Consider the following 15,970-nt stretch of genomic DNA (forward strand, 5'->3'; position numbering starts at 1 on the left):
TCACCGAAATCGGCGTCTCCGGCATTTCCTGCGCCGCGCCGAAACTGCAACTGGCCCTGTGCTTTCACCACGCCGTTCTCGACGCCCAGGACGACCTCGTCGACGCGATCACCCGCGCGCGGGCACGATCCGGTGGGCCTTCGTCGACTCCGACTACACCGCCAGGGCTGAACCCGCCGACCTCCTCGCGGCTCTGGAGGCGCTGGGCTGACGGCTCAGCGGTGTGCCAACCGGCTCGGGTGTCCCTAGCGGTGTTCGGGGTTCTCGTAGTCGCGGCGGCAGCCCGCGTCCCAGGCGGTGCGCTGGTTGCCGTAGGCGGGGATGCCGCCGAGGTCCTTCAGCGCCCGGGCCAGATGCAGCAGGTTCCAGGTCATGAAGGTGGTGTTGCGGTTGGTGAAGTCGTTCTCGGGGCCGCCCGAGCCGGGATCCAGGTACGAGGGGCCCGGGCCCGCCTCGCCGATCCAGCCGGCGTCCGCCTGGGGAGGGATGGTGTACCCCAGGTGTTGCAGGCTGTAGAGGACGTTCATGGCGCAGTGCTTGACGCCGTCCTCGTTGCCGGTGATCAGGCAGCCGCCGACCCGGCCGTAATAGGCGTACTGTCCCGCGTCGTTGAGCAGGCTGGAGCACGCGTAGAGGCGTTCGATCACCTGCTTCATCACGGAGCTGTTGTCGCCCAGCCAGATGGGGCCGGCCAGCACGAGGATGTCGGCGGCCATCACCTGCCGGTACAGGTCGGGCCAGGCGTCCGACTCCCAGCCGTGTTCCCGCATGTCCGGCCACACGCCGGTGGCGATGTCGTGGTCCACGGCCCGGACGACGTCGACATGCACGCCTTGGGCGTCCAGGATGGCGGTGCTGCGGTCGATCAGGCCCTGGGTGTTGCTCGTCCCCGGCGAGCGCTTCAGGGTGCAGTTGATCACCAGAGCACGCAGGTCGCCGTACCGAGCCGGCGGTGCGTCGGTGTCGGTGGCGGGCGACGAAGCGGTCACACGGTCCTCCCGGAGCCTTCTGCGCAGCACGATGTTCCTCGGCGGCGCACGTCCACATCCGGCTCCAGCGTGCGGGCGTCCCACGTCCGCCGCCACCCCGACACCGCCGAACGGCCGCCCCGGCGCACCTGTGGCATCGGTATCCAGTCGGCCGTCTCGGTCGGCGGCGGATGAGTGGCCGGGGCAGGCGGGCGTGCCTACGTTCGTCTCATGGGTACCGCAAGCGCGAACGAGTCGCGGGACACGGCAGCAGTGGAAGACGTCGCCCACCTGTTGGTGCGTTGTCTGCGGGCCGAGGGCGTGGAGTACGTCTTCGGGATCCCCGGCGAGGAGAACATCCGCTTCGTCGACGCGCTGAAGGGCTCTGGGATCCGGTACATCCTGGTGCGCCATGAGCAGGCCGCCTCGTTCATGGCGGAGATCTACGGGCGGCTTACCGGCCGGGCCGGGGTGTGCTCGGCCACCCTGGGGCCCGGTGCGATCAATCTGCTGCTCGGCACCGCGGACGCCATGACCAACAGTGCGCCGATGGTCGCCTTGGCCGCCCAGGGCTCGCTGCGTCGTATCCACAAGGAGTCCCACCAGGTCATCGACCTGGTGTCGATGTTCTCTCCGGTCACCCAGTGGGCTGCACGTGTCGAGTGTCCGGACGCCGTGCCGGAGATGACCCGCAAGGCGTTCAGGACCGCGCAGAGTGAACGCCCCGGCGCCGTGTTCCTGGCCGTGCCGGAGGACATCGAGGCCGAACGTTTGGCTGAGCCCCTTGCCCCTCTGCGGGTCGAAGCCGTGCGCGCCGACGCGCCCTCGCCCACCCAGGTCGCGCGGGCGGCCGAGGTGCTCGCCTCGGCTCGGCAACCCGTCGTGCTGGCCGGCCACGGCGCCGCCAGGGCCCGGGCATCGGCCGCCCTGCTGCGGTTCGCCGAGCGGCTGAACATCCCGGTCGCGACCACATTCCACGGCAAGGGCGTCTTCCCCGACGACCACCCGAACGCCCTCGGCGCGGTGGGCTTCATGCGCCACGACTACGGCAACTTCGGCTTCGACACGGCCGACGTGCTGCTCTGTGTGGGCTACGAGATCCAGGAGTTCGACCCCGCCAAGATCAACCCGAACGGCGACAAGCGAATCGTGCACGTGCACCGTTTCCCCGCCGAGGTCGACGCCCACTACCCGGTCGCCGTGGGCGTCGAAGGAGACCCCTCGCAGGCGCTGGACGCACTCGCGGCCGCGCTGCCCGCCGGACTCACCTACGACTCCGGGAGCAGTGCGAAGATCCGCACCCTCCTCGACGAAGAGCTCCAGTACGGACGCGACAACGACGCGTTCCCCCTCGTGCCGCAGCGTGTGGTGCACGATGTCCGCGCCGCCCTGGACCGCCGCGACATCGTCCTCGCCGACACCGGCGCCGGAAAGATGTGGATGTCCCGCCTCTACCCGACCTACGAGCCGGACACCTGTCTGGTCTCCAACGGCCTGTCCACCATGGGGTTCGCGCTGCCGGGCGCCATCGCCGCCAAGCTCGCCCAGCCGGACCGACGAGTCCTGGCCATGATGGGCGACGGCTCGTTCCTGATGAACTCCCAGGAACTGGAGACCGCCGTCCGTGAGCGCATCCCGCTGGTCGCCCTCGTCCTCGTGGACGAGGAATACGGCCTGATCACCTGGAAGATGGAACTCGAACTCGGCCGCCACAGCCACACCCGGTTCACCAACCCCGACCTGGTCGCCTACGCCGAGAGCTTCGGCGCACGCGGCTACCTTGTCGAGGCCGCCGACCAACTGCTGCCCGTACTACGACGCGCCCTCGACGACGACACGGTCTCGGTGATCGCCTGTCCCGTCGACTACTCCGAGAACCTGCGCCTGACCGACCGACTGGGCAGCCTCCACGGCCCGTTCTGACACCCGGTCGGCCACCGGTCGAGCAGGTGGGGATCGCTGTTGGCCCGTACCGCTGGGCTGATCGCCTCAGGTCCGTGCGCTGAGCCATACGCCCCACCGGCAGGCCGGGCGTGCGCGATCATGGCCGGATGGACGCTCGGTTTCTTGGTATCGGTGAGCTGGGTGGGTCCCCGGCCGTGGCGGTCGTGGTTGATGTCATGCGGGCTTTCACCGTGGCTGCCTGGGCCTTTGGGCAGGGGGCGGAGAAGGTTGTTCTTGCTGAGTCGCTGGACGAGGCCCTGGCGCTCAAGGCTCGTCACCCGGATTGGGTGGCGCTCAAGGACGGTCCGCCCGCGGTCGGGTTCGACGCCGTGAACTCTCCCGGGCTCCTGCGGTCCGTTGACCTTGGTGGCCGGACCGTTGTGCAGAAGACCACGGCGGGGACGGTCGGCGCCCTTGCGGTCAAGGAAGCGTCGCTGGTGCTGTGCGCCAGTTTCGTGGTGGCGGAGGCGACGGCCCAGCTCTTGAGGGCACGCGGGTGTGACAGTGCCACGTTCGTGGTCACCGGCGAGGGTGGGCGAGCCGAGGAGGATCTGGCTTGCGGTCAGTACATCGCCCGGAGGGCCGCCGGGGTGAGGACGGATGCCGCTGAGTTTCTCCGGCGTGCCGCCGAGTCGCGTGCCGCCGCCGAGCTGGCGGAGGGGGTGCGTCAGGGAGTTCATCCCGAGGACGTCGCACTCTGTCTCGAGCTCGACCGGTTCCCCTTCGCCATGGTGGCGGCCCCGGAGGACTCGCTCCTGGTCCTGCGTCCGTGCGCCGTGCCGTCGCTGGTCACAGGTCAGCAGCTGACGGATGGACGTACCTGCCCTCCTCGAACGGAGTGAACCACGTCTTGAACGCCATGGGCGTGACGCCGAGGGCCGCTCCGGCGTCGCTGTCGTCGATCCCGTCCATGGAGTCGTCGTAGAGCCACTCGTGGTCCATGTCCTCGTAGACGTTGCCGGCGAACGAGTCGAGTGCGGCCGAGACACCGTCGTCGAGCAGCCCGTAGGTCTCCAGGGTCACCTTCGTCTCATGCAGCAGCAGCCTCAGCGCGAGTTCCTCGGCGACGCAGCTCAAGCGCTGGAAGCTGCCGTCCGTGAAGCGGGTGGTCATCGCGATCACCGTCACCAGGAAGCGGCGGGCGAAACGGGCGTCGTACTGGAGGGCGTACCGCTCGGGAAGGTCGTCGATGCGCCATAGGGGGCTGTCGCATTCCGCGGCGGTGGTGGCCCCCGTCGCCAGGGTCTGCACATCTTGGAACAGCTCGTCCACCAGGACGTCCGTCGCGTACACCACGGCACCGGCCGCCAGGCTTGCGTTCTCCGGTGAGGCGCCGAACATCGCGGGCGGGAAGGAGCGCAGCTCGGCTGCCAGTGTCAGAATCCGGCCGCGAGCGGTTTCCGCGTTCGCCTCCGCGTCGTAGTCCTCCGTGTCGTCCTCGGCCCTGGGGCGCTCGCTGTGTCGTGCCTTGCGGTCGGCAGGATCATCGGGCGGGGCGTCGGGGCCGTCGGCGGCGTCGAGGCTCTCCTGAGCGAGCTCCGGATGCAGTTCGACCTCGCACCGCTCGATGCGCCAGTCGGCCAACAGCTCGGACTGTTCCAGCAGTTCGGCGACGACCAGCCGGACCGCCTCCTCGGCGAGTTCCAGCGCCGGGGCGTCCACGAACACCTTCAGGTGTGCTCCGCCCGGATGGACGGCCACGATGCTGTCGATGAGATCGGCTTCCCCGCCATCGCCGGGTTCCTCGATGTCCTCGACCGAGTCGAAGCCGTCCTCGATGAGCGCCACGGCGCCGGCGCGCTGAAGTGGGTCCATCTCCGGAGTGCCCTCCGGGATGCGGGCGTCCACGGTCACTACGTATGTCACGCGTCCGATCCTGACAGGGATACGGCAGGTGGCGGGAAGGAAATCTCCGCCCACACCGTCTTGCCCAGCGGCCGACGAGGTTCCGTCCCCCAGCGCACGGCCAGGGCGTCGACCAGGAGCAGTCCTCGGCCGGACTCGCCCTCGGGGTACGACGAGGGCGGGGCCGTGGGTGGCCGCTTCTCGGCGGCGGCGTCCGCGACCTCGATGCGCACCAGGCCCGCCGTCGCGTCGAGGGCGAGTCGGAGGTGGCAGTCGTGGCCGGGGGCCCTGCCGTGCTGTACGGCGTTCGCCGCGAGTTCGGCGACGACGAGGGCGACCGCGCACGACGCGTCGGACGCCGGCGGGTGGCCCCACTCCTCCATGTGCCGGACGGCGAGGCGTCGGGCGAGCCGCGCACCTCGCGGCGAGGAGACGAACTGCGCCGCGAATGAGCGGAGTTCGGGGGTGGTCGTTCCTGTCGTCGTCACGGTTTGTCCGTCCTTGCCTGTCGCGCTGCTGTTCCGTGGCGTGCACGCGTCGTCACGTTCTGTGTCCAAGACTGGTCTGATCGCCCTACGCTCGACAGGTGACACAGGCTTACTTTTCAGCCCGTAAGGAACGGAAGTGACGCTTTGGCCAATGGAATTGACCCCAGTGCGTCCATGGCGGCCCTGTTCGGAGTGAGGGTTCGCAGGCTCCGTATGGCGGCCGGGCTGACCCAGGCCGAACTCGGTGAGCGCACACACGTGGTGAGCACGCGGATCACGCAGATCGAGCGGGCGTCCGGGGCGAAGCCGACGCTGGAGTTGGCGCGGGCGCTGGATGCGGCCCTCGGGGCGGAGGACCTGCTCGTCGAGTTGTGGCCGTATGTGTACCGGGAGGCCTTTCCCGACTGGTCGCGGAGATTCATGGCGCACTCCGAGCGGGCGGTGGGCATCCGCGAGTACGCGTCTCATGTGGTGCCTGGTCTGTTGCAGACACGGGACTATGCGCGGGCGGTGCTGAGCGTCGGTCGGACGCTCGGTAGCAAAGAGCAGTTGGAGGAGCGGGTCGCCCTTCGCATGGGACGACAGGAGCGGCTCGGTACGCCCGACCGTCCCGAGCTCTGGGTGGTACTCGACGAGGCGGTGCTCCGGCGCCCGGTCGGCGGCCGGCCGGTGATGCGTGAGCAGCTGGCGCGACTGCTCACGGCGGCGACGGAACCTCACATCGTCGTGCAGGTCCTGCCGTTCGACCAGGGCGAGCACGACGTCATGGGCGGCTCGCTCACGGTGCTGACCATGCCGGACGGGTCGGAGACCGCCTACACGGAAGGCGCGCACTACGGCCAACTCGTCGAGGATCCGGACGAGGTCAGGAGCTTCGCACTCACCTACGATCGGCTGCGGGCGGCAGCTCTGCCCCCGCTCATGTCGCTCGACATGATCCGATCCGTGATGGAGGACAACCACCGTGGAGCGAACGTCCCGTCCCGATCTGAACGGCGCCGCCTGGCGCAAGAGCAGCTACAGCAATCAGGAAGGCGGCAACTGCGTGGAGGTGGCCGAGGGATTCCGGGCCGCGGCCGTCGTCCCCGTCCGTGACAGCAAGGCCCCGCACGGCCCTGCGCTGTGCTTCGAAGCCGCGTCCTGGGCGGCCTTCATAGGTGGGTTGAAGGCCTGACGCCGGCTCGCCGGGTCCTTGTCCGCGAGGGTCCGGCGGGCCGCTGACCTCCCTAAAGAACCGGGGGAAAGAACTACCCGCCCACCCACCCTCCCCGGTCAGGGGGCCCGCGTCACCCGTCCGAGTGACCGGCTTGCAGCAGCGGGTAACGGGCCGTTACGTTCGCCGCGACAACCGCAGACAAGTACGGCCCCCGGCCGGGACTGGCATCCCGATCGAGGGCCTGACCGATCAGGAAGCAGCAACCTTCCCGATGGATGACTCGCAGTCTAACGCGCGCCTGCGCGCCGCCGCCGGAGCTCCGACTTCCGGCGTGATCCACGTACGCACCCGGCTGACGGCCGACTTCACCGTGATCTCCAACGCCCTCGCCCAGCGGCGCGGCAGCGCGGTCACGGTCGGCGTCGCGGCGTACATCTCTTCGCTTCCCGATGGCACCCCGGTGAGCATCGCCGCCCTGTGCGAGCACTTCAGCGAAGGCGAGATCCTCATCTCGCGGGCGCTCAGGGAGCTGGAAGCGGCCGGGTACCTGGAGCGTCGCCGCGAGCGCACGCCCACCGGGCAGGTCCGTACCCGGACGTATTTCTACGACGTACCCGGCGGTGCCCCCGACGACGGGCCCCCCGGGCCGCCCAAGCCGCGTAGGCCCCGGAAGCAGCAGCCCACCGTCCCGGCCTTGGTGGCCCCGGTCGTGCATCAAACGGTGCACGCACCCGCAGAGGCAGAGGCGGAGGAGCCGGCCCCGCTCTCCGCCGCAGACCCTCGGGCCGTCGCCGTACTCGCCGCTCTGCGCCAGGTCGACTCCCGTCTCGTTCTGTCCACGCAGGAGGCCGCCCGCCTCGCCCCGGGCGTCAGCACGTGGCTCGCGGCAGGTCTCCTGCCCACGCAGATCACGGACCGCCTGACCGCAGGGCTCCCGGACCACCTCATGGCGCGGCCCGCCGGCATCCTCGCCTACCGGCTCAAGGAGACTCCGCTGCCCTCACCCGTCAGAAGCGCTGAGCCCACGGTGCGTGCGGCGGTCGTTCCCATGTGGAACTGCGACGGCTGCGACCGGGGGTTCCGCGCGGAGGAACCCGGCCGTTGCCGGGACTGCCGGTCCCGGGGGCGACTTCCTGCGGTCGGCTGAGCCGCTGGCTGGGTGTGCTCGGCCTCGCCCCGACCTTCGCTGAGTAGCGCGTACGGAGTCGGCGTGCCCAACCTGGAAGGGACAGGAGGGACAGCTGAGGCAGGGGAGAAACCGAGCCTTCGTTCGAGTACCGCGCCCTCGGCAGCGTACCCACCCTTGCGCGACCGGTCTGCGGTGGGCCAACTTCCCCCTCCACCAGTCGACTTCGATCATATGCGGTCGTAAACGCGCTGTAGGGTGATCGTTCTCTGCTCCAGGTGAGCAGAGCGCAAGACCACAACGAGGGGAACATGAAAGTGAATCTGCGTCGCATCATGCCTTCGCGGCAGTCGTCCGCGGGCAGGAAGGCCATGTCGGTCGCGCTGGTCGGTGCCACCGTCGTCGGCGCCTCCGTGCTGTCCGTCTCGCCGGCGGCCGCGCTGAGCTGGAAGTGCAAGGAGAGCTCCAAGACCATCGACGACGCGGGGTACTCCGGCCCCTGGGGCGACAACTGGGACTTCACCGTCAAGAACTGTGTGGCCCGGTCCGGCAGCTACGTCTACGCCAAGTCCAAGGTGAGCTGGGACGCTCCCCCGTGGTACTCCGGCACCGATCTGTCGGAGACCTTCGACGGCGCCTACTTCCGGCTGTACATCAAGCACGCCGACGCGGGCGCGGACAGCGTCCTGCTGAAGAGGGACTTCGACATCAAGTCCAAGCTGGCCGGCATGGACGGCAACGGCAACGGTTCGTGGACCTCCTCCACCGTCAAGAAGAAGGTCGGCGGCAAGAGCGCGTACGCCGACGGTGCGCTGCGCCTGAACTGGGACGAGGACGGCAAGGACATCGTCCACTACGGCTTCTCGGCCAGCCGCTCGGTCTGAGGTCCAGGTGACCGTTCCGCCCACCGTCCCTGAGGGGCGGTGGGCGGAGCCGACTCAAATACCCATGTATTGACGAGAGTTGCCTGATATAGCCTCAGAGGCGCACTGCCATCAGCCGCCTCGCCTCGCATCGGAGGTCACGTGAGGATCACCCTGGAGGTCACCGGTCCGGACGGCACGGCGTCGGCCGGCGGGGGCGGTGAGCTGCGGGAGTGGCTTCGGGGGGATCCCGAGTTGCGCCACAGGGTCGGCCGTAGTCATGTAGAGCCGCCACCGCCCGGCGCCATGGGGGCGCTCGACGACATCATCCCCCTGCTGCTGGAGCCGGGTGGGCTCACGGTCACCCTCGCGGCCGCGGTGGTGGCCTGGCTGCAAACCCGCCGGGGCTCCCAGACGGTGACCATCACCAAGCCCGACGGCACGCAGGTCGTCGTCACCTCGGAGGGCGTGCGTGGGCTGACCCCGGAGACGAGCGGAGACCTCGCCCAGCGTGTCGCGGAAGCGCTCCAAGCCCCGTCGCAGGAGCCACAGCAGCCACAGCAGTCACAGCAGCAGCGACAACAGCCACAGCACAGCGACCGGCCGGACCAGGCGGAAAGTGCCTGAGCCGTGCCGGAGCCATCGGGGGATCTGGCAGGACCGGACTGCCACGCGGTCGTGGTCGGTACGGGCCGACAGCGCGCGGGCGACACCAAACTGCTCGCGGACCTGCCCAGCGCCGCGGACTCGGCCCGTGCCATCGCCCGGGCTCTGCGCGAGAACTGTGGCATGGACGGACGCGTCACCGAGGTCATCAACCCGGACAGTGCCACCGACGTCCTGACGGCTGTGCGGGCCGCCATCGACCGGTCGGACGGGGGTGCCGTCCTCTTCTACTTCGTCGGCCACGGCTTGCTCGGCCCCCGTCAGCAGCTGTATCTGGCCACAGCGAGCACCGCCTCGGCCGACGACACCGTCACGGCCGTGCCGTACGCCGAGATCAGGAACCTGCTGAGCGATGCTCCCGCACGCACCGTGGTGATCCTGGACTGCTGCTTCTCCGGCCGCGCGGCGGTACCGAGCGATGCGCACAGCGGTCCGTACTCCTCAGCGCGCCCGGACGGCAGCTTCCTCCTCGCCTCGGCGACGCACTACGCCGCCTCGTTCGCCCCGGTCGGCGACGACCACACGCTCTTCAGCGGCGAGCTGCTCCGACTGCTGCGCAAGGGCGACCCGGGCGGCCCCAAGTGGTTCACGCTCATCGACCTCTACCGGATCCTCGACCGGCGCTTCCAGAGCGGCACCGCGCGCCCGCACGCCGACGGTTTCGGCCGTGCCGGCGACCTGGTCGTCGCGCCCAACCTCGCGTACCCGGCTCCGGCACAGGAAGAGGAGGAAGAGGAGCGGGATCGGGAAGCCCCGGCCGACGGCCCGTGTCCGTACCCCGGCATGCGGCCGTTCCTGCCCGAGCAGCGGCACCTGTACTTCGGGCGCGAGAAGCTGACCCGCAATCTGACGGACCGGGTGACCGGGGACGCGGACCGGGGCCCCGTCGTGCTCGTGGGCGCTTCGGGAGCCGGAAAGTCCTCGCTGCTGAGAGCCGGACTCGTGGCCGGGCTCGAGGACGGGGGGTCCGGCCGGGTGCTGCTGGTTCCCGGGCCGGGCGCACGGCCGTTCCGCACCCTCGTCGAGCACTGGTCGCGGGCCGTCGGCAAGTCGTTCGCCGAGGTCGATCGAGAGCTGGGCCACGGGCGGTTCCCGGGTGAGGGGCCGGGCTACCTCGTGGTCGACCAGCTGGAGGAGATCTTCACCGACTGCCAGGACGCGGAGGAACGCGACCTGTTCGTCCGGGCGGTGTGCGGTGGGGATCCGCAGGCGGCGCCGCGCATCGTGCTGAGCCTGCGGGCGGACTTCTACGGCCAGTGCCTGGGAGACGCGCGGCTCGCCCGGATCGTCCGCGCCGGGCAGTTCACCGTCCCGGCGATGTCGGACGACGAGCTGCGCCGCGCCATCGAGGAGCCCGCCAGGCATGCGGGACTGCGCCTGGAAGACGGTCTCGCCGACCACCTCCTGCGCGATCTGCGCCGGGAAGCGTTCGGCGAAGGCGATGCCGTCGCCCTGCCCTTCATGGCCCACGCGCTCCAGCAGACCTGGGCAAGGCGCCGCGGCACGCTGCTCACATTCGCCGGTTACGAGACGTCGGGCGGGATCCGCCGCTCGGTGGCACGGGTCGCGGACGAGGTCCATGACGCACTGGGCGCCCCGGACCGGGCGCGTCTGCGGGAGCTGCTCCTGCACATGGTGACGCTGGTCGACGCGGACGGCCGTGCGGTACGACGCCGCATCCCGGCGCAGGCCCCGGACGGTGCCGAGGATCTCCTCGACCGGCTGGTCGAGGCCCGGCTGGTCGTCGTCGACCAGGGCGAGGCGCAACTGTGCCACGACTCGCTGCTGGACGGGTGGCCGCGGCTGCGCGCCTGGATCAGGGACGACCGGGTCGAACTGCTGGTGCGCCGCCGCGTGGGGGAAGCGGCGGACAGCTGGCACGAGGCTGGCCGGCAGAACAGCGGTCTGTACAGCGGAGACCAACTGGCGACTGCGCGATCGCTCCTCAACGCCGGTGAGCCGCACCCCATGTCGGGATCGTCGCTGCGTCCGGTGGAGCGGGACTTCCTGCTGGCGAGCAGCCGGGCGGAGCGCCGCACCAGGAAACTGCGCACCATCATCGTCGCCGTCGTGGCCGTGCTCGCCGTGCTGGCCGGCACCCTTGCCGTCGTGGCCCGCGAGGCCCAACGCGACGCCGAGGCACGGGAAACGACACTGATCGCGAACCAGCTGGCCGCCCAGGCCGACATCCTGCGCGAACATGATCCGCAAGCCGCGCTCCAGGTCAGTCTCGCGGCGTACCGGACCGCCGAGACTAGCGAGACACGCTCCAGCCTCTACGCGTCCTCGCTCACGCCGGCTCAGGTGGATCTGCGGGGGGACAGCCGCCAGCCGGTGGTGCAGGTCGCCTTCAGCGCTGACGGCAAGGTGCTGGCCACCAGCCAGAGAAAGGGGCATGTCCGGCTGTGGGACGTCTCCCGTGTGAACGTGCCGCGCAAAGCCTCCGCGATCGACCTCGACGGCGCCGCTCCGATCGCCTTCCACCCGCGCTCCCGGCTGTTCGCCGCGCTGAGCAACAGCGCCTTGACCCTGTGGGACCTGGCCGATCCCGGGAAGCCGAAGCGGCTCGTGGAGCAGTCACTGCCCGAGACACAGTCGTTCACGCTGGCTTTCAGCCCCGACGGCCGGACGCTCGCCGCCGGGAGCGAGGAGGGCAGGCTGCGGCTGTGGGACGTGGCCGAACCGTCCCGGCCGCTGCTGGTGAGCGACCGGGCGGTCGCCCGACCCGACATCATGTCGGTGTCGTTCAGCCACGACGGGCGGCTCCTGGCCACGGGGAACGGGGTGCGCGGGAAGCGGCCCGCCGAGGTGCGGCTGTGGGACGTGCGTGATCCGGCGAAGCCCGTCCTGCGGGCCACTGCCACGGCCAAGACGGTGATGGCCGTCGCGTTCCATCCCGGGCGGGACCTTGTGGTGGCGACCGGCGGGAAGAATCAGATGGTCTGGTGGAGGGTCGAGCGGAGCCGACGACTGGTCCGCATCGCCCCTGAGGACCCGTTCGAGAACGCCTGGGGATACGGCGACGGTCTGCCGTCGCTGGCCTTCCGCCCGGACGGCACGAGACTCGCCGCCGCGGACAACAGCGAGGCCTACAGGGGCGCCAGGATCCGGGACGTACCCGAGTCGGACGATCGGGAGCTGCTCGCGAGCACCAACGAGCGGGACATCGCGCCGAGCGGAGAACGGGCCCAGTCGGTGGCGTACAACCCGGCCGGAACCCACCTGGCGGTGGGCGACGCGGCAGGAAACGTGCGCCTGTGGCCCGAACAGGCGCCCGCCCTCGCGCTCCGTGGCAGGGTCAGCGGCGGGGATCCGGGCACGAGGCCGATGAGCGACGACGGCAGACTGGTCCTCACCCAGGAGATCGCGCCCGGCCCCTGGGGCACGGTCGCCCACGTCTGGGACCTCGGCTCGGCTGACACCGAGAGGGGAACCCGCCCGCGACTGCGCTTCACCGTGCCCCGGCAGTGGCAGGCGAGATACTTCCTGCCGGGCAGGCACAAGCCGATGGTGCTGGCGTACCGGGCCGAGGACGCCGAAGAACACACGTTACGTGTGTGGGACTTCGGCGGTGATGGCCCCCCGGTGGCCCGCGGCGAGATCTCGGTGACCGCCTCGGACATCAGGACCGCTGTGTCACCCGACGGCAAGCTCCTGGTGATCGGCTCGTACAAGGGGGCGAAGGCGGAGATCTGGGACCTCCGGGACGTGAGCCGGCCGGTACGCCGTGCCGTGATCAACGTGACGCCGGCCGGCTCGCGGAGCTTCCTCTTCCTGGGACCTCGCGCCCTGGCGGCCCCCGAGACCGACGAGTTCGGCGGCTACACGGATCTGCGTCTCTGGGACGTCACCGATCCCGCGCAGCCCTACACAGTGCGGTACAAGCTCAAAGGCGTTGCCTCCCGCAATGCGCTCTACATGCCTTCGATCCGGATGTTCGTCGCGGACGATCCCGGCCAGGGCGCGACGGTGTGGGACCTGACGAACATCAGGAAGCCCAGGAAGACCGGAGAGCTTCCTGCCGCGTCCGGTGGCTACACGCCGGTCGGCGAAGGGTTGCTGGCGACCACGCTCACAGACGGCACGGTGCAGATCCGGAGCCTCAAGGATCCGAAGTACCCGCTCGTGCACACGATGCGGTTCGACCGGCAGATCACGTCCATCGAGCTCGCGCCGGACGGGAAACGCGTGGTGACCGGCACTCCGTACCGCATCTGGGAGGTCGCCCCGGACGGCAGCTGGCGCACCCCGGCGGTCGCCACCCTGGAAGGGGTCAGAGCAATCCACCACCTGCCGGGGAACAGCCGGTTCGTCCTCGTGCAGCCCAAGCCAGGGGCTGAAGCCCCCTCCTCACCGGATCACACCTACCTGCTCGACCGCGACACGGACAAGGTCTACGACCGGCTGTGCCGCACCAACCCGCTGAGCCTCGGCAAGAAGCAGTGGAAGGCACTCTTTCCGCACCTCGCGCATCGCCCGTCCTGCGGCTGACCGCTCGTCGGGAACGGCCGCTAGGTCAGCAGCCCGGCCAGCGTCCCCGCAAGGGTGAGCGCGAGGAAGGCCGCTCCCCAGGCCATCGCGTGGCGGATGCAGCGGTACTTGAGCCAGGCCGCGCGGGACAGGATCTCCGGGCGGGCCTGGTCGCCGGTGCCCGGGCGGGGCCTCGCGGCCAGGCTCAGGAGGACGAGGGACGGGGCGCAGGCCGCGCAGCCGGTCCAGACGAGGAGCTGGGGGATCGCGGCGTACTGGGCGGGCGTGATGACGCCGACGGTGATCGCGCCGAGCAGTGCGGTCAGGGCCGCGCCAAGGACGGCCAGGGTCAGTCCGGCGCGGCTGTCGGCCTTCGCGAGTTCCTCGCGGGCCTCGGTCAGGAGCTCCCGGTTCGTCGCCTCCGCCGTCGTGCGCTCGCCTTCGAGTGTGGTCATGGGTTCCCCTCCCCCTCACTGATCATCCGCTGGTCAGCGGCTTTTCCGGGTACCCAGAAGGGGCCGGGCCACGCCGGGTGTCACGTGTTCCACGTCTCGTCGTACGGGTCGTGCGGTGTGGGGACGGGGCGGGCTCGGGTCACCTCGACGTAGGGGATCGGGCCGTCGTTGACCGGGTCCTTGGTCCGGCGGGGCGTGTAGCGGCCGGTGATCTCCAGCCAGGTGTCCGGGGCGAGGACCGGGGGGACGTCACCGGTCAGGGCTATCTTGACCGGCTGGGCGTCCGCGGCGCAGCAGTTGAGGCCCATGCGGACCAGGTAGGGGGCGCCGGCGCGGTCCAGCGTGACGAAGCCGGTGATCTTCAGCTCGCGGTCGTGGAGGGAGCGGCCGTCGTCGTAGACCGCCCGGCCCGCGTAGTCGGCCACGCCGAGGCGGAGGGGGGCATCGCCCGCGGGGAGGTCAGGGAAGCCGAAGGGTTTCGTGAGGGCCGTGCCCGTGTGGGAGGCGCTGTAGGAGCCGAGGGCCGGGGGTGCGACCAGGATGAGGGCCAGGACGGGGAGGGCGAGGAGCCAGGAGATGCGGGGTTCGTGGTGCTCATGCCCAGGGGCGCCGCGGCGGTCGTACCAGAGCGTCGCCGCCGCCGTCGCGAGGAGGACCACGCCCGCGAGCAGCACCAGCGGGCGCAGGCCCGACTTGACGTAGCGCAGGTAGAGGTCGGTGGTGCCGGCGTGCAGCAGGGTCGCGCCGAGCAGGAACAGGAGGGCCGACTGGGCGAGGCGGTTCACAGCAGGACCGTTCCGGTCAGGGCCGACACGACGACGGCCAGGGCGAAGGTCGCGGGGGCGAAGCGCAGGGCGAAGGCGCGGCCGAAGGTGCCCGCCTGCATCGCGAAGAGCTTCAGGTCGATCATCGGGCCCACGACCAGGAACGTCAGACGGGCCGTCAGCGAGAACTGGGTGAGGGACGCCGCCACGAAGGCGTCCGCCTCCGAGCAGATGGACAGCAGGACGGCGAGCGCCGCGAGGGCCAGGACCGAGAACAGCGGGTTGCCCGCTGCCGCTTGCAGCCACTCCTCCGGTACGACCGCCTTCAGTGTGGCCGCGGCCATCGCTCCGACCACCAGGAATCCGCCCGCGTGCATCACGTCGTGCCGCACCGAGCCCCAGAACGCGGCCCCCCTGCTCTGGCCCTCGTACGACGACCTGGCCGGGGGCCGCAGCCAGTCCGTGCGGCCGACGCGGTGCCAGAGCCAGCCCATCGCGCAGGCCACCAGCAGGCTCGCGACGAAACGGGCCAGGACCATCTCCGGGTTGCCGGGGAAGGCCACGGCCGTCGCCGTCAGCACGATCGGGTTGATGGCCGGGGCGGAGAGGAGGAAGGCCAGGGCCGCGGCGGGGGTGACCCCTCGGCGGACCAGGGCTCCGGCGACCGGCACCGAGGCGCACTCGCAGCCCGGCAGGACCGCGCCCGCGGCGCCCGCGACCGGGACCGCGAGGGCCGGGTGCTTCGGCAGGGCCCTGGCGAAGAAGGACGGCGGTACGAACACCGCGATCGCCGCCGACAGCAGCACGCCGAGCACCAGGAACGGCAGCGCCTGCACCATGACCGCGACGAACACCGTCATCCAGCTCTGCATCACCGGTGCGGACAGGGCGCCGCGGATGGTGTCCTGGAGCATCACGGCCGTGAGCAGGAGGAGGGTGAGCAGGAGGGCCGGGTTGAAGCGGCGGGCGTCTTCCGGGCCGTTGTCCGGTGCGAGCTCAGAGACCTGCTTCTCGTCCTTCTCGTCGGTATCCTGTGGGGCGGGTTTCGTGGTGGCCACCGGCCCGGTACCTCCGGTCGTGCGCACGGGCATTGCCTCCCCTTCCATACGGGCGGGGCACGGCGGGCGTTCAGCCCCCGCTGTTCCCTTCTGGAACCAGTCGTCCCGGTGAGGCAGTCTTCTCCCTTGTGGGGAGCGTTCCGAACCAAGGTCAGCCAGGTGATCCG

General features: G+C 70.4%; 14 protein-coding genes and 1 pseudogene. 9 read left to right on the forward strand and 6 right to left on the reverse strand.

Annotated features, from left to right (window positions below):
- Positions 1-115: 115 nt before the first annotated feature.
- Positions 116-211: pseudogene (locus ABEA82_RS10680) on the forward strand (AhpC/TSA family protein); the annotation flags it as partial.
- A gap of 34 nt (positions 212-245) precedes the next feature.
- Here the strand turns inward: ABEA82_RS10680 and ABEA82_RS10685 are convergent.
- Positions 246-989 carry a flavodoxin family protein gene (locus ABEA82_RS10685; protein ID WP_345661152.1) on the reverse strand — a complete coding sequence of 248 codons (744 nt, stop codon included), beginning with the start codon at positions 987-989 and terminating at the stop codon, positions 246-248.
- Positions 990-1,199: 210 nt separating this feature from the next.
- Here ABEA82_RS10685 and ABEA82_RS10690 point away from each other — a divergent pair, with 210 nt between their 5' ends.
- Both ABEA82_RS10690 and ABEA82_RS10695 read left to right on the forward strand, forming a co-directional pair.
- Positions 1,200-2,891: an acetolactate synthase large subunit gene (locus ABEA82_RS10690; RefSeq protein ID WP_345661153.1), complete on the forward strand. Its 1,692-nt coding sequence runs from the start codon at positions 1,200-1,202 to the stop codon at positions 2,889-2,891.
- A 128-nt stretch (positions 2,892-3,019) separates the two neighbouring features.
- Positions 3,020-3,754, forward strand: a complete 735-nt coding sequence (locus tag ABEA82_RS10695; RefSeq protein WP_345661154.1) for a 2-phosphosulfolactate phosphatase — start codon at positions 3,020-3,022, stop codon at positions 3,752-3,754.
- Here the strand turns inward: ABEA82_RS10695 and ABEA82_RS10700 are convergent.
- Entirely contained in the window at positions 3,702-4,778 is a 1,077-nt protein-coding gene (locus tag ABEA82_RS10700; protein WP_345661155.1) for a hypothetical protein, read from the reverse strand. The two genes, ABEA82_RS10695 and ABEA82_RS10700, sit on opposite strands and share 53 nt — an antisense overlap.
- Positions 4,775-5,245, reverse strand: coding sequence for an ATP-binding protein (locus tag ABEA82_RS10705; RefSeq protein ID WP_345661156.1), 471 nt, complete (start codon positions 5,243-5,245; stop codon positions 4,775-4,777). Before ABEA82_RS10705 ends, ABEA82_RS10700 begins: the two co-directional genes overlap by 4 nt.
- Positions 5,246-5,419: 174 nt before the next feature.
- On the opposite strand from ABEA82_RS10705, the gene ABEA82_RS10710 reads away from it, so the two are divergent.
- The 6 genes from ABEA82_RS10710 to ABEA82_RS10735 all read left to right on the forward strand — a co-directional run bounded on the left by ABEA82_RS10710 (position 5,420) and on the right by ABEA82_RS10735 (position 13,547).
- The gene (locus tag ABEA82_RS10710; RefSeq protein ID WP_345661157.1) at positions 5,420-6,340 is read left to right on the forward strand and encodes a helix-turn-helix domain-containing protein; all 921 of its coding nucleotides are present in this window, start codon (positions 5,420-5,422) and stop codon (positions 6,338-6,340) included.
- Positions 6,297-6,419 (forward strand): DUF397 domain-containing protein, encoded by a 123-nt coding sequence (locus tag ABEA82_RS10715; protein ID WP_345661158.1) that lies wholly within the window; start codon positions 6,297-6,299, stop codon positions 6,417-6,419. The genes ABEA82_RS10710 and ABEA82_RS10715 overlap by 44 nt, the downstream gene beginning before the upstream one ends.
- A 253-nt stretch (positions 6,420-6,672) precedes the next feature.
- Positions 6,673-7,548: a hypothetical protein gene (locus ABEA82_RS10720; RefSeq protein WP_345661159.1), complete on the forward strand. Its 876-nt coding sequence runs from the start codon at positions 6,673-6,675 to the stop codon at positions 7,546-7,548.
- A 314-nt stretch (positions 7,549-7,862) separates the two neighbouring features.
- On the forward strand, positions 7,863-8,411 hold the full coding sequence (locus tag ABEA82_RS10725) for a hypothetical protein (protein WP_345661160.1): 549 nt from the start codon (positions 7,863-7,865) through the stop codon (positions 8,409-8,411).
- 141 nt (positions 8,412-8,552) lie between these two features.
- Positions 8,553-9,017 carry an effector-associated constant component EACC1 gene (locus tag ABEA82_RS10730; RefSeq protein WP_345661161.1) on the forward strand — a complete coding sequence of 155 codons (465 nt, stop codon included), beginning with the start codon at positions 8,553-8,555 and terminating at the stop codon, positions 9,015-9,017.
- 3 nt (positions 9,018-9,020) lie between these two features.
- On the forward strand, positions 9,021-13,547 hold the full coding sequence (locus tag ABEA82_RS10735) for a caspase, EACC1-associated type (protein WP_345661162.1): 4,527 nt from the start codon (positions 9,021-9,023) through the stop codon (positions 13,545-13,547).
- Positions 13,548-13,567: 20 nt separating this feature from the next.
- On the opposite strand, the gene ABEA82_RS10740 is transcribed toward ABEA82_RS10735, so the two are convergent.
- The 3 genes from ABEA82_RS10740 to ABEA82_RS10750 form a co-directional block, all read right to left on the reverse strand.
- The gene (locus tag ABEA82_RS10740) at positions 13,568-13,981 is read right to left on the reverse strand and encodes a Pycsar system effector family protein (protein ID WP_345661163.1); all 414 of its coding nucleotides are present in this window, start codon (positions 13,979-13,981) and stop codon (positions 13,568-13,570) included.
- A gap of 80 nt (positions 13,982-14,061) precedes the next feature.
- Positions 14,062-14,766, reverse strand: a complete 705-nt coding sequence (locus ABEA82_RS10745; protein ID WP_345661164.1) for a TIGR03943 family putative permease subunit — start codon at positions 14,764-14,766, stop codon at positions 14,062-14,064.
- Complete coding sequence (locus ABEA82_RS10750) at positions 14,763-15,836, reverse strand: permease (RefSeq protein ID WP_345661165.1); 1,074 nt, start codon at positions 15,834-15,836, stop codon at positions 14,763-14,765. The genes ABEA82_RS10745 and ABEA82_RS10750 overlap by 4 nt, the downstream gene beginning before the upstream one ends.
- Between the last annotated feature and the right edge of the window lie 134 nt (positions 15,837-15,970).

The sequence above is a fragment of the Streptomyces venetus genome (genome assembly GCF_039540295.1).
GTDB classification, from domain to species: domain Bacteria; phylum Actinomycetota; class Actinomycetes; order Streptomycetales; family Streptomycetaceae; genus Streptomyces; species Streptomyces venetus.

Excerpts from the sequence above, each read along its gene's own strand:
- ABEA82_RS10690 (WP_345661153.1), top strand. The coding sequence starts at position 1,200 with ATGGGTACCGCAAGCGCGAACGAGTCGCGGGACACGGCAGCAGTGGAA.
- ABEA82_RS10695 (WP_345661154.1), top strand. The coding sequence starts at position 3,020 with ATGGACGCTCGGTTTCTTGGTATCGGTGAGCTGGGTGGGTCCCCGGCC.
- ABEA82_RS10710 (WP_345661157.1), top strand. The coding sequence starts at position 5,420 with ATGGCGGCCCTGTTCGGAGTGAGGGTTCGCAGGCTCCGTATGGCGGCC.
- ABEA82_RS10720 (WP_345661159.1), top strand. The coding sequence starts at position 6,673 with ATGGATGACTCGCAGTCTAACGCGCGCCTGCGCGCCGCCGCCGGAGCT.
- ABEA82_RS10725 (WP_345661160.1), top strand. The coding sequence starts at position 7,863 with ATGCCTTCGCGGCAGTCGTCCGCGGGCAGGAAGGCCATGTCGGTCGCG.
- ABEA82_RS10740 (WP_345661163.1), bottom strand. The coding sequence starts at position 13,981 with ATGACCACACTCGAAGGCGAGCGCACGACGGCGGAGGCGACGAACCGG.
- ABEA82_RS10750 (WP_345661165.1), bottom strand. The coding sequence starts at position 15,836 with ATGCCCGTGCGCACGACCGGAGGTACCGGGCCGGTGGCCACCACGAAA.